General features: G+C 64.3%; 13 protein-coding genes. 11 read left to right on the top strand and 2 right to left on the bottom strand.

The window, feature by feature from the left end; translation table 11 throughout:
- The 7 genes from AC0L3C_RS09025 to arfB form a co-directional block, all read left to right on the top strand.
- Nucleotides 1-569, top strand: a 569-nt coding sequence (locus tag AC0L3C_RS09025; protein WP_473407718.1) for a riboflavin kinase, incomplete at its 5' end; no start/stop codon positions are given.
- 202 nt (nt 570-771) lie between these two features.
- Entirely contained in the window at nt 772-3,780 is a 3,009-nt protein-coding gene (gene ileS / locus AC0L3C_RS09020) for an isoleucine--tRNA ligase (protein ID WP_473407717.1), read from the top strand.
- Between the two features lie 164 nt (nt 3,781-3,944).
- Nucleotides 3,945-4,439, top strand: coding sequence for a signal peptidase II (lspA, locus tag AC0L3C_RS09015; protein WP_473262562.1), 495 nt, complete (start codon nt 3,945-3,947; stop codon nt 4,437-4,439).
- Nucleotides 4,440-4,536: 97 nt separating this feature from the next.
- Nucleotides 4,537-5,262: a hypothetical protein gene (locus tag AC0L3C_RS09010; protein ID WP_473262720.1), complete on the top strand. Its 726-nt coding sequence runs from the start codon at nt 4,537-4,539 to the stop codon at nt 5,260-5,262.
- 198 nt (nt 5,263-5,460) lie between these two features.
- Complete coding sequence (locus AC0L3C_RS09005) at nt 5,461-6,855, top strand: M16 family metallopeptidase (protein WP_473262561.1); 1,395 nt, start codon at nt 5,461-5,463, stop codon at nt 6,853-6,855.
- Nucleotides 6,852-8,219, top strand: a complete 1,368-nt coding sequence (locus AC0L3C_RS09000; RefSeq protein WP_473407716.1) for a M16 family metallopeptidase — start codon at nt 6,852-6,854, stop codon at nt 8,217-8,219. Before AC0L3C_RS09005 ends, AC0L3C_RS09000 begins: the two co-directional genes overlap by 4 nt.
- Nucleotides 8,220-8,333: 114 nt before the next feature.
- Nucleotides 8,334-8,750 (top strand): alternative ribosome rescue aminoacyl-tRNA hydrolase ArfB, encoded by a 417-nt coding sequence (arfB, locus tag AC0L3C_RS08995; RefSeq protein ID WP_247352946.1) that lies wholly within the window; start codon nt 8,334-8,336, stop codon nt 8,748-8,750.
- 62 nt (nt 8,751-8,812) lie between these two features.
- Here the strand turns inward: arfB and AC0L3C_RS08990 are convergent, their stop codons facing one another.
- Nucleotides 8,813-9,121 (bottom strand): hypothetical protein, encoded by a 309-nt coding sequence (locus AC0L3C_RS08990; RefSeq protein WP_473407715.1) that lies wholly within the window; start codon nt 9,119-9,121, stop codon nt 8,813-8,815.
- 304 nt (nt 9,122-9,425) lie between these two features.
- Between AC0L3C_RS08990 and AC0L3C_RS08985 the strand changes: the two genes are divergently transcribed.
- From AC0L3C_RS08985 to AC0L3C_RS08970, 4 genes are read left to right on the top strand one after another with little or no spacing between them, the layout of a single operon-like run.
- Nucleotides 9,426-9,812, top strand: coding sequence for a c-type cytochrome (locus AC0L3C_RS08985; RefSeq protein WP_473262558.1), 387 nt, complete (start codon nt 9,426-9,428; stop codon nt 9,810-9,812).
- Nucleotides 9,813-10,208, top strand: coding sequence for a VOC family protein (locus tag AC0L3C_RS08980; RefSeq protein ID WP_473262557.1), 396 nt, complete (start codon nt 9,813-9,815; stop codon nt 10,206-10,208). It abuts the gene before it with no gap.
- Nucleotides 10,209-10,242: 34 nt separating this feature from the next.
- The gene (locus AC0L3C_RS08975; RefSeq protein ID WP_473407714.1) at nt 10,243-10,791 is read left to right on the top strand and encodes a gluconate 2-dehydrogenase subunit 3 family protein; all 549 of its coding nucleotides are present in this window, start codon (nt 10,243-10,245) and stop codon (nt 10,789-10,791) included.
- 30 nt (nt 10,792-10,821) lie between these two features.
- Entirely contained in the window at nt 10,822-12,390 is a 1,569-nt protein-coding gene (locus AC0L3C_RS08970; RefSeq protein ID WP_473262556.1) for a GMC family oxidoreductase, read from the top strand.
- 147 nt (nt 12,391-12,537) lie between these two features.
- Here the strand turns inward: AC0L3C_RS08970 and AC0L3C_RS08965 are convergent, their stop codons facing one another.
- The gene (locus AC0L3C_RS08965) at nt 12,538-12,855 is read right to left on the bottom strand and encodes a ribbon-helix-helix domain-containing protein (protein WP_018453472.1); all 318 of its coding nucleotides are present in this window, start codon (nt 12,853-12,855) and stop codon (nt 12,538-12,540) included.
- Between the last annotated feature and the right edge of the window lie 164 nt (nt 12,856-13,019).

The raw sequence follows: 13,019 nt of genomic DNA, 5'->3' as shown, positions 1-13,019 counted from the left end.
TTGGCCATGCGGTCGGCGCTGGCGCGCGCCGCGCGGCGCCGCGGCGCGGCCGGGCGGGCGCCGGCCCCCCGGCTGGCGCTAGCGCCGCGCGGCGGGGCGCGCCCCGCGCGCGCCGGCCCCCCCTCGCCGAAGGCCAACTCGACGAGGCCACGGCCATGCTCGGCGCGCCCTGGTTCATCACCGGCGAGGTCATCCACGGCGAGAAGCGCGGCCGCGACCTCGGTTATCCCACCGCCAATATCCGCCTAGATGCCAATTGCGGCCTCAAGCACGGCATCTACGCGGTGCGGGTCGGCCGCGGCGCGGAGCGGCTGGACGGGGTCGCAAGCTTCGGCCGCCGCCCGACGTTTGATAATGGTGCGCCGCTGCTGGAGATCTTCCTGTTCGACTTCAAAGGCGATCTTTACGGACAGACGCTCGACTGCGCCTTTATCGGCTTCATCCGCGAGGAGCTGAAATTCGACAGCCTGGAGGCCCTGATCCGCCAGATGGACGACGATTCCGCCCGCGCCCGCGCCATGCTCGCCGCCGCCCCGGACGCGTTTCCGAGGCTTGGTGTCATCGATTGAGGTCGGAAACCGGCCCGCCGAACCTTTTGCGCTTCCCCCGCCCCCCTGCTATGGAGAGCCCATGTTTGCGCGGCGCATCATAGGGATTAGCGGCCCGGCTTCCGCCTGAGCCTTCGGCTCGGCGCAAGACCGGGATGTTGTCGTTTCACCCGCGATTCCGCATCGCCATCCGTTCCCGCGCCTTTCCGAGCCAGTCAGCCTCATGTCCGACAAGCCACAAAAGTCCCAAAAATCCGAAGCCAAAGACTATTCGAAAACCCTGTTCCTGCCACAGACCGAATTCCCGATGCGCGCCGGCCTGCCGCAGCGCGAGCCGGAGCTGCTGAAATACTGGAACGACATCGGCCTTTACGACAGACTGCGCCAGGAAGCCCAGGGCCGCGCCAAATTCGTGCTGCATGACGGCCCGCCCTACGCCAATGGCAACATCCATATCGGCCACGCGCTGAACAAGATCCTCAAGGACGTCGTGACCAAGAGCCAGCAGATGCTCGGCTTCGACTCCAACTATGTGCCTGGCTGGGACTGCCACGGCCTGCCGATCGAATGGAAGATCGAGGAAGAGAACTACCGCTCCAAGGGCAAGCAGAAGCCCGACTTCCGCGACTCCGCTGCGATGGTGGCGTTCCGGAAAGAATGCCGCGCCTATGCGACACACTGGATCAACGTGCAGCGCGAGGAATTCAAGCGCCTCGGCATCATCGGCGACTGGGATCATCCCTACCAGACGATGAGCTATCCCGCCGAAGCGCAGATCGCCCGCGAGCTGATGAAGTTCGCCGCCAACGGGACGCTGTATCGCGGCTCCAAGCCGGTGATGTGGAGCGTGGTCGAGAAGACCGCGCTCGCCGAGGCCGAGGTCGAGTACGAGGACTACACCTCCGACATGGTGTGGGTGAAGTTTCCCGTCACGTCCCCGGCCCATGGTGCGCTCGCCAATGCTTCGGTCGTGATCTGGACCACCACGCCGTGGACACTGCCCGGCAACCGCGCGATCTCGTTCTCACCGAAGATCGCCTACGGCCTCTACAAGGTGACGGATGCGGCCGCGGACAATTGGGCGAAGACCGGCGATCTCCTGATCCTGGCCGACGCGCTTGCCGCAGAGGTGTTCAAGCAGGCGCGCGTCACGGCCTATGAGAAGCTGCGCGACATTCCCGGCGACACCTTGGACGCCGTGGAGTGCGCCCATCCCTTGCGCGGCCTCGATGGCGGCTACGAGTTTATCGTGCCGCTGCTCGCCGGCGAGCATGTTACGGACGATACCGGCACCGGATTCGTGCACACCGCGCCGAGCCACGGCCGCGAAGACTTCGACGTCTGGATGGCCAATACCCGCGAGCTCGATGAGCGCGGTATCTCGACCGCTATCCCCTACACTGTCGACGAGAACGGCGCCTATACCGCGCAGGCCCCCGGCTTCACGGGCAAGCGCGTGCTCAACGACAAGGGTGAGAAGGGCGATGCCAATGAAGCCGTGATCAAGGCGTTGATCGAGGCCGGCAAGCTGCTCGCGCGCGGCCGCCTCAAGCACCAATATCCGCATTCCTGGCGCTCGAAAAAGCCGGTCATCTTCCGCAACACGCCGCAATGGTTCATCGCGATGGACAAGGACGTCAGCGAGAATGGCCATGCAAAAAAGGGCGATACGCTGCGGGCCCGCGCTCTGCATGCGATCTCGGTCACGCAATGGGTGCCGCCGTCGGGTGAGAACCGCATCAACGGCATGATCGCCAACCGCCCCGACTGGGTGATCTCGCGCCAGCGCGCCTGGGGCGTTCCGATCGCCGTGTTCGTGCGCGAGAAGAGCGACGGCTCGGCCGAGATCTTGCAGGACGAGATCGTCAATCAGCGCATCACTGAAGCCTTCATGGAGGAAGGCGCCGACGCCTGGTACATGGAAGGCGCCCGCGAGCGCTTCCTTGGATCGCGCGCGAAGGAAGACTGGAAGAAGATCGACGACATCTGCGACGTCTGGTTCGATTCCGGCTCCACACATGCCTTCGTGCTCGAGGATCGCCAGAACTTCCCGCAGCTCGGCAATATCGTCCGCAAGGTCGATGGCGGCGACGACACCGTGATGTATCTGGAAGGCAGCGACCAGCATCGCGGCTGGTTTCATTCCTCGCTGCTGGAAAGCGCCGGCACGCGCGGCCGCGCGCCCTACGACATCGTGCTCACCCACGGCTTCACGCTCGACGAGAACGGCCGCAAGATGTCGAAGTCGATCGGCAACACCGTCGAGCCACAGAAGGTGATCAAGGATTCGGGCGCGGATATCCTGCGCCTGTGGGTCTGCGCCACCGACTATGCCGACGACCAGCGCATCGGCCCGGAGATCCTGAAGAACACCATCGAGACCTATCGCAAGCTGCGCAACACCGTGCGCTGGATGCTGGGAACGCTGGATCACTACAAGCCGGCCGATGCAGTCGCCCCCGCCGACATGCCTGAGCTCGAACGGCTCATGCTGCACGAGCTCGCGGTGCGCGCCAATGTTATCCGCAAGGCCTATCAGGAGTTCGACTACAAGACCGTGGTCGCAACCCTGTCCGCCTTCCTGAACAGTGAGCTCTCCGCGTTCTATTTCGACATCCGCAAGGACACGCTGTACTGCGATCCGCCGTCCTCGCCGACGCGCAAGGCGGCGCTGACCACGATCGATCTGTTGTGCAGCTCGATCCTGAAATGGCTGGCGCCGATCCTCAGCTTCACCGCGGAGGAAGCCTGGCGCATGTACAGGCCCAACGCCGAGCCCTCGGTTCATCTGACGCAGTTTCCCGACGACCTCGAAAGCTTGCGCGACGACAAGCTCGCCGCGAGGTGGGAAGCGATCCGCAACGTCCGCCGCGTCGTCACCGGTGCGCTGGAGCTCGAACGCGCCGCCAAGAACATCGGCTCGTCGCTGGAGGCCTCGCCGGTCATCTATGTCGCCGACCGCGACATGCTTGCGACGTTGTTCGACGCCGACCTCGCCGAGATCTGCATCACCTCGAACTACGAGGTGCGGGAGGACGAGGCGCCGGCTTCCGCATTCCGTCTCGATGCCGTGCCAGGCGTCGCAGTCGTGGTGGAGAAGGCCGTCGGCACGAAATGCGCCCGCTCCTGGAAGATTTCGCCGGCGGTGGGTGAAGACCCCGAATATCCCGACGTCACCCCGCGCGACGCCAAGGCGCTGCGTGAATGGAAGGCCCTGGGGGTCAGCGTTTAACTCTGCGTCGTCCCGGCGAAGGCCGGGACCCATAACCACGACCGCCAATTGCAGCGAAGGCCGATGACCACGAGTCCCTCAAACAACTTCCGCCTCGGAGTATGGGTCCCGGCCTTCGCCGGGACGACGGCGGTGTTTGTGGTGGCGACAGAGATCTCCCCTGCATGACCCCGCTCCGCGCCGGCATCCTCGCGGCCCTGGTCACGCTCGTGGCCGACCAGGCCTCAAAGCTCTGGCTGCTGAACGTGTTCGACCTCGCCCGTCGCGGCGCGGTCGAGGTGACGCCGTTCTTCGACCTGGTGCTGGCCTGGAACATCGGCATCAGCTTCGGCTGGCTCCAGAACGACGGCCAGGCTGCGCAAATGGCGCTGATGGCCGTCAAGGTCCTCGCCGTGGTCGCGCTGGCGATCTGGATGGCCCGCTCGCACACCCTGCTGGCAACCATCGCCCTCGGCCTGATCATCGGCGGCGCCATCGGAAATGGCATCGACCGCCTGGCCTACGGCGCGGTGGTCGATTTCGCCCTGTTTCACGTCGAGATCGGCGGAAAAACCTATAATTGGTACGTGTTCAACCTCGCGGACGTCGCCATCGTTGCTGGCGTGGCGGCGCTATTGTATGATTCCTTCCTGGGGGTACCCGCCGCAAAAGCGCCCTGATCCCGGCCGATACGGACCGGCAGGCGGAACCTTGCTTTTGCGAGGGATTATGCCGCGCGAGAGCGGCAAACTGCCACAATTTGGAACAGGTACAGTGATGCGCAGCTCGAAGACCAGCAGTTCGATGGTTGGAGACCCCCGGCAGGGGTTCTGGCGGGCGTTGAAATTGTCCGCTGTCGCGCTCGGCATCGGTCTCGTCATGTCGGCTGGCGCCGCTCGCGCCGGCGACGACGGCGAGGACGATGACGACATGACCTTCGAAGAGAAGCTCATCGACAATCTGATGTCCGGCATCGGCGCCAAGAGCATGGAGAAGAAGGGTATCGAATACCGCGAGCGGTCGCCGCTGGTGGTACCACCCAAGCTCGACCTGCCGCCACCCGCCGGCGTTGAAGCCAAGAACGCACCGAACTGGCCGAAGGACCCTGACGAGAGGCGCCGCAAGGAGGCCATCGCGCAGCGGAAGAAGGCCGTCAAGGCCACGGAGAGCTGGCAGGCAGGCCGGGCGTTGTCGCCCGCCGAGATGGAGGTCGGCAGGACAGCCGCACCCGAGCGCACGAGCAATGATCCTATTCAGCCGGGCACCAACGGCAATCCGTCGCTCAGCCCGGCCCAGCTCGGTTTCACCGGCGGCCTGTGGGGCATGATGTCGAACAACAAAGGCGAGGCCAAGCAATTCACGACCGAGCCGCCGCGCCAGTCCCTGGTCGAGCCGCCGCCGGGCTACCAGACGCCGTCGCCGAGCTACGCCTATGGCGCCGGAGAGGACAAGACGAGGCGGACCTATTTCGACATCATGTCCGGCAAGGACAAGGAACAATAGCCTCCTGTCCCTTTGCGACATCCCGACAGACCCGGTCCCGCGCCGGCGGCTCGTGTGCGCCGGACGCGGTCTTTAATTGCTTATCAGTAACTTGCGCCCGAGTTGAGTTCTCTGCTTCGTGACGCGAAGCGTTTGCCGCACGGTGTACCATGCCGTGCCTCCGAGCCGGACATCCGGGCTCGGCCTTTCAGAAGGATCATGATGTCCTCTTACCGATCGGCTGCCCGCCTCCTTGCCGCGCTGCTTTCGACGAGTGTTCTGACGGCCGGCGCATCCCTTGCGCAGACCACGGTGACATCGGCTCCGCCCGCCAGCTTCACGCTTGCTAATGGCATGCAGGTCGTGGTGATTCCCGACCACCGCACGCCCGTCGTCACGGAAATGATCTGGTACAAGGTCGGCTCGGCGGACGAGACGCCGGGCAAGTCCGGGCTCGCGCACTTCCTCGAGCACCTGATGTTCAAGGGCACATCGAAGCATCCGGTCGGCGAATTCTCCCAGACCGTGCTCCGCGTCGGCGGCAACGAGAACGCCTCGACCTCGGTCGACTACACCAACTACTACCAGCGGGTGCCGAAAGAGCAGCTGCCGAAGATGATGGAGTTCGAGGCCGACCGCATGACCGGCCTGATCCTCAAGGACGAGAACGTGCTGCCGGAGCGTGACGTCGTGCTCGAAGAGTACAACATGCGCGTCGCCAACAATCCGGACGCGCGGCTAAACGAGCAGATCATGGCCGCGCTCTATCTCAACCATCCCTACGGCCGGCCGGTGATCGGCTGGCACCAGGAGATCGAGAAGCTCGATCGCGAGGATGCGCTAGCCTTCTACCGCCGCTTCTATGCGCCGAACAACGCGACCCTCGTGATCGCCGGCGACGTCGAGCCCGCCGACATCCGCCCGCTGGTCGAGCGCAATTTCGGGTCCATCCCGGCCCAACCGGCGATCCCGGCGCGCCGCGTCCGCCCGCAGGAGCCGGAGCCCGCGGCGCCGCGCACCGTGACCCTGGCCGATCCGCGCGTCGAGCAACCCGGTTTGCGGCGCTATTACCTGGTGCCCTCGGCGACCACGGCTGCAGCCGGCGAAAGCGCGGCCCTCGACGTGCTGGCGCAGCTGATGGGCAGCGGCAACAATTCCTATCTCTACCGCGCGCTCGTGGTCGACAAGCCGCTCGCGGTCTCCGCCAGCGCCAGCTATTCGAGCATCTCGCTCGACCCGACCCAGTTCGCGATCTCGGCTTCCCCCAAATCCGGCGTCAGCTTCGCCGAGGTCGAGCAGGTGATCGACGGCGTCATTGCCGACATCGCGCAAAATCCGATCCGTGCCGAGGATCTCGAGCGGGTCAAGACCCAGCTCATCGCCGAGGCCATCTACGCCCAGGACAACCAAGCGGTGCTGGCACGCTGGTATGGCGGTGCATTGACCACAGGCCTGTCGATCGAAGACATCCGGAGCTGGCCCGATCGCATCCGCGCCGTCACCGCCGAGCAGGTCCGCACCGTCGCGCAGAAATGGCTCGAGAAGAAGCGCTCGGTGACGGGCTATCTGATCAAGGACACCGGCGCCGCCAAGCGCGAGGAGAAGCGTTCGTGACCTATCCCTTCCTTCGACGTGTTGCATTCTCCTTTGCCACCGGCGCGGCACTCGCGCTTGCTACCGTCTCTCCGTCGCAGGCGGCTGCAAAGATCCAGCACTTGACCTCGCCGGGCGGCATCGAAGCCTGGTTCGTGCAGGATGCGACCGTGCCGCTGATCGCCATGGAATATTCCTTTGCCGGCGGCTCGGCCCAGGATCCCAAGGACAAGTCGGGCGTCGCCAATCTGGTCGGCGATCTCCTCGACGAAGGCTCCGGCGATCTCGATTCCAAGACCTTCCATGAGCGGCTCGATCGCCGCGCCATCGAGCTCTCTTTCAGCGCCACCCGCGACACGTTCCGCGGCAGCCTGCGCATGCTGCGCGACAACAAAGACGAGGCCTTCGACCTGCTGCGAAGCGCGCTGACCTCGCCGCATTTCGAAACCGCCGACGTCGAACGCATTCGCTCGCAGGTAATCTCGGGCCTGCGCCGCGAGACCACCAACCCGACCTCGCTGGCGAGCCGCAAATTCCTGGAGGTTGCCTTCGGCGATCATCCCTATAGCCGGCAGTCCAACGGCAACCTCGACAGCGTTCCAACCATCACGGTTGCCGACATGAAGGATTATGTCGCCCGCGTGCTCGCCAAGGACACGCTCAGGATCGCGGTGGTTGGCGACGTGGATCCCGATTCGCTCGGAAAGCTTCTCGACCACACGTTTGGCAGCCTGCCCGCCAAGGCTAACCTCGTGCCGGTCCCCGACGTCGAGGCCGCCAAGCCGCCGCAACGCGCCTTCGTGGCGCTCGACGTGCCCCAGACCGTGATCACCTTCGGCGGCCCCGGGGTGAAACGCAGCGATCCGAACTTCATGGCAGCCTATGTCGTCAACCACATCCTCGGCGGCGGCGGGTTGTCCTCGCGGCTCTATCGCGAGGTGCGCGAGAAGCGCGGGCTGGCCTATTCGGTGTTCGAATCGCTGCTCTGGATGGAGCATTCGGCGGTCTTCATTGGCAATACCGGCACCCGCGCCGACCGCGCCGGCGACACTATCGACGCGATCGACAAGGAAGTGCGCCGGATCGCCGAGGAAGGCCCGACGCAGAAGGAGCTCGACGAGGCCAAGTCCTACCTCAAGGGCTCGCAGATGCTGGCGCTCGACACCTCCTCGAAGCTCGCGCAGGCGCTGCTGCAATATCAGCAGGACAAGCTGCCGATCGACTATATCGAGAAGCGCAACGCCGTCGTCGATGCGGTCACCATGGACGACGCCAAGGCGGCCGCAAGGCGCCTCTGGGGCCAGGGCCTGCTGACCGTCGTCGTCGGCCGCGCTCCGCAGGCCGCGGCGCAACCGGCAGCCACACCGGCGACGAAGTCGAACTGACGTCTTTCTTACGCTTCCTGAAATGGCCGGGCTCGCCCGGCCATTTGCATTTCGGGGCGCCATTGCCGAACTTGGGCGTCCGGGATATGTCCGGGCATCACGAATGGTGCCACCATGCTGCGGATATCCCGCGATCTCGTCATCGACGAGGACGACATCGAGATCGGCTTTGTCCGCGCCTCCGGCCCGGGCGGGCAGAACGTCAACAAGGTCGCGACCTCGGCGCAATTGCGCTTCGACACCCGGAAGCTGACGCTGCCGGAGGATGCCGCGTTGCGCCTCGCCCGGCTCGCAGGGCAACGCATGACCAAGGACGGCGTGATCGTGATCCAGGCCCAACGCTTCCGCACGCAGGAGCGCAACCGCCAGGACGCCATCGACCGCCTTACGGAGATGCTCGGCGAAGCCATGGTCCGGCCGAAGCCGCGACGCGCGACAAAGCCGACCTTTGGCTCCAAGCAGCGCCGGCTCGAGGGCAAGAAGCGCCGCAGCGACATCAAGTCGAAGCGCGGCGGGCATTTCGACGACTAGCAGAGACTGCAAAAGAACTCCGGCCGCACGGCGACCGGAGTTCTGCCGTCTCACTCCATTGGCTAGTAGCGCTTGCCCGTGGCTGCACCGCCTGTCGCGGACTCGTCGGCCGTCCCTTTGTGTGCAGCACTGCCCGTGGTGCCAACCGTGCCCCTGGTGCCCTTCGTCGGCTTCATGCCCGTCGTCTCGCCTCCCGCGCCCGGCTGGGCGCTCATCTCCTCGTCGCCGCTGCCCATCGTGCTACCTTGCATGGGTTTGCTTTGCACCGTGCCGCTAGACTTGGCGCCAGACGACGTACCTTGCGCGAGAGCCGGTGTCACAATGAGGGCCGAGACGGCGCATGCGATTGCGGAGGTCTTCACCAACTTCATCCATTTCTCCTGGATTTTCGCGATGATCGGTTCGGCGGCTTGATGCGCCGTCCGCCCGAGCCGAACCAATCCATCGCGTTGAGCTCGAACGGCGCGACCGCGATGCAATCTGCCTCGTGTGGTGATCGTTTAGGGATTTGACGGCGGTTTCGCGGAATTGTCCTCCGCATATGCGGCAGCGCGGAACAACGCTGCCCGCGCGCATCTCCGCACGCAGCGAAACAGCCCGCTACTACCACGGCTTGTTTTGCCGCGCCTAGAATTTGCGCACGCTGAATTGACGTGGATGGGCGGACTTTTGACGATGCGCGCGATCGTGCTGGGGTTGTGCACCGCGATGGTGCTGGCGATGCGGGTGGCCGAGGCGCAAATGCCCTTGCCGGCTGCAAAGCCGCCGGATGGCGCGACACTGTTCAAGCAGCAATGCGCGGTGTGCCACACCATGAACCTGTCAGAACCGGTGCGGCAGGGTCCGCCGCTGGTCAGGATCGTCGGGCGGCCCGCCGGCAAGGTCGAAGGCTTTCACTATTCAGAGCCCCTCGCACAAGCAGCCTTCGCCTGGGACGAGACGAAGCTAGACGCCTGGCTGACCGATCCGCAAACCGTGATTCCCGGCGTGGTCATGGTCTACCGGCAGGCGAAGCCGGAGACGCGCGCCGCCATCATCGCCTTTCTTAAGGAGCAGAACTGAATGGCAAAGCCGGTCCATTCCATGATCCGCGCACTCGACGAGGCGCGCTCGCTCGACTTCTACCAGCGGGCCTTTGGCCTGGAAGTCACCGACCGTCTGAAGTTCGCAGACTTTGCCCTGATCTATCTGCGTCATCCCTCCTCATCCTTCGAGTTGGAGCTGACGGTCAATTTCGATCGCAAGGAGCCGTATGCGCTCGGCGACGGCTACGGACATCTCGCCGTGGTGGTCGAGGATCTCGATGCCGAGCATGCCCGCTTCGGGCGCCAGAAGCTCGCACCGGGCCCGCTGCGCGACTTCAAGCACGACGGCAAAACGCTCGCGCGCTTCTTCTTCGTCAGCGACCCCGACGGCTACAAGATAGAGGTGATCCAGCGCGGCGGACGTTTCAACTAACCAAATCAAAAATCAAGATCAACGGAGGAATGCCATGAGAGAAGTCGATCGTCGAAGCAAGCACAGCCGCCGCGTCTTTCTCAAGGGCGCCGCGACCGCCGTGCCGGTCGCGGCAGTCGCGGCCAGCGTCGCCGTCAGCGTCGAGGGCGCATGGGCCGACGAGACCAGTGCGCTTTCGCCCACAACGATGAAGACGCTGCTGAAGGTCGCGCGCGACATTTATCCGCACGACGTCCTCGGCGACAGCTACTACATCACCGCGATCAAGCCGTGGGACGGCAAGGCGGCGAAGGACGCGTCCGTCAAGTTGCTGATCAGCGACGGCATCACACGGCTCGATCAGAATGCGCGTGATCGCCACAAGGTGGCTTACGCCGAAGTGCCCTGGGAAGCCGACCGCGTGGTGCTCCTGAAGGAGATCGAGCAGAGCGAGTTCTTCCAGAAGGTGCGCGGCGATCTCATCGTCTCTCTCTACAACCAAAAAGAGGTCTGGCCGCGGTTCGGCTACGAGGGCTCCTCGGCCGAGCACGGCGGCTACATCAACCGCGGCTTCGCCGACATCGACTGGCTGCCGAAGGCTTAACGTCCACCCCAACGGTTCAGGAGAACGCATATGGCAAAATTCGATCTGAACGACTCCGGCGTTGTGGTGATCGTCGGCTCCGGTGCCGGCGGCGGCACACTGGGCAACGAACTCGCACAGAAGGGCATCAAGGTCGTCATTCTCGAAGCAGGTCCCCGCATCGAAAATCAGGACTTCGTCAATGACGAGTGGGAGAGTTTCTCCCAACTCGCGTGGACCGATGCCCGCACCACATCGGGAACATGGCGCGTCGCAAAAGACTTCTCGGGTCTTCCCGCCTGGATCGTCAAAGCGGTCGGCGGCTCGACCACACACTGGGCCGGCGCATCGCTGCGGTTCGAGGAGCACGAGTTCAAGGTGAAGAGCACCTACGGCAACCTTCCCGGCGCCAACCTGCTGGACTGGCCGGTCACGCTCGCCGAGATGGAGCCGTGGTACGCCAAGGCCGAGAACAAGATGGGCGTGACCCGCACCAACGGCATTCCCGGACTTCCCGGCAACAATAACTTCAGGGTGATGGAGGCCGGCGCGAAAAAACTCGGATACAAAACCGTGCATACCGGCAACATGGCGATCAACAGCCAACCGCGCGATGGCCGCGGCGCCTGTCAGCAGATCGGCTTCTGCTTTCAGGGCTGCAAATCAGGCGCGAAATGGTCGACGCTCTACACCGAGATCCCCAAGGGCGAGGCGACCGGCAATCTCGAGGTCCGCCCCGCGAGCATGGCGGTCAAGATCGAGCATGACGCGGGCGGCAAGGTCACCGGCGTGGTGTACGCCGACGAGACTGGCGCGATGCAGCGCCAGAAGGCCCGCATCGTTGCGGTGGCCGGCAATTCGATCGAAAGCCCGCGGCTGCTGTTGAACAGCGCATCCACGATGTTTCCGGACGGCCTCGGCAATTCATCAGGCCAGGTCGGCCGCAACTACATGCGCCACATGACCGGCAGCGTCTACGCCGTGTTCGAGAAATCGGTGCACATGTATCGCGGCACCACCATGGCCGGCATCATCCGCGACGAGGCCGCAAATAATCCGAAGCGCGGCTTCGTCGGCGGGTACGAGATGGAGACATTGTCGATCGGCCTGCCCTTCATGGCGGCGTTCCTCAACCCCGGCGCCTGGGGACGCCCGTTCACCGCAGCGCTCGACGGCTATCCCCGGATGGCCGGTATGTGGCTCGTCGGCGAGGACATGGCGCAGGAAACCAACCGCATCACGCTCGATCCGACCGTGAAGGACAAGTTTGGCCAGCCGGTCGCAAGCGTGCACTTCGACGATCATCCCAACGATCTCGCGATGCGCGCTCACGCGTACAAGCAGGGTGCGGCGGTCTACGACGCCGTCGGCGCCACCGTGAGCTATCCGACACCGCCCTATCCGAGCACGCACAATCTCGGCACCAACCGGATGAGCGAGAAGCCGCGAGACGGCGTGGTCAACAAGTTCGGCCAGAGCCACGACGTCAAGAACCTGTTCGTCTCCGACGGCAGCCAGTTCACCAGCGGCGCAGCCTGCAATCCGACGCTGACCATCGTCTCGCTCGCGATCCGGCAGGCGGATTACATTGCGGGTGCGATGCAGAAGAAGGAGATTTGATCCAATCTCGTTCGTCGTCCTGGCGAAAGCCAGGACCCGTTGCCCCGGGAAGGAGTTCGGCGAAGGCTCGTTGTTCGGGACTCATACCGCCCATCGCTGATGGATTCCGCGGTATGGGTCCTGGCCTTCACCAGGACGACATCAGGGCTATTCCGCTGCATCGAGGATGGGCGCAACCGTCGTCTTGAACGCCTGCACCGGCGCTGCCGTCTTGGAGCGGTAGATCAGGCAGGAGCAGCGCAGCAACGAAGCGAAATTGTTGACCTCGCCGTGATGGTCGAGCACCTCGGTGTAGAGCGTCGTCAGGAACTTGCCGACGCTCATGTTCTCCTTGGCCGCGATCTCCTCCAGCGTGTCCCAGAATGCCATTTCCAGCCGGATCGAGGTGCAATGCCCACCGATCCGCAACGAGCGGGTCTGGGATTCGTAGTCGCCTTGGGGCTGATGCGCGAAGAGATGGCACATGGCGTCCTCCCGTCCTGTTGCCTTTTTTCGCGATTCTACACCGCAGCCCGGCACCCCACAATCGGGACGGCAGCCGGGTATTGATCCATCCAGTTGCGCGATTTTCTCGAACGTCCAATCCCTTCAATGCGATAGACGGCCCTTTTCCCCAACCCGCCATGTTC

The sequence above is a fragment of the Bradyrhizobium sp. WSM4872 genome, from assembly GCF_055811715.1.
Note: the sequence above shows the minus strand (reverse complement) of the source record. Positions and strands in the feature narration are given on the sequence as shown.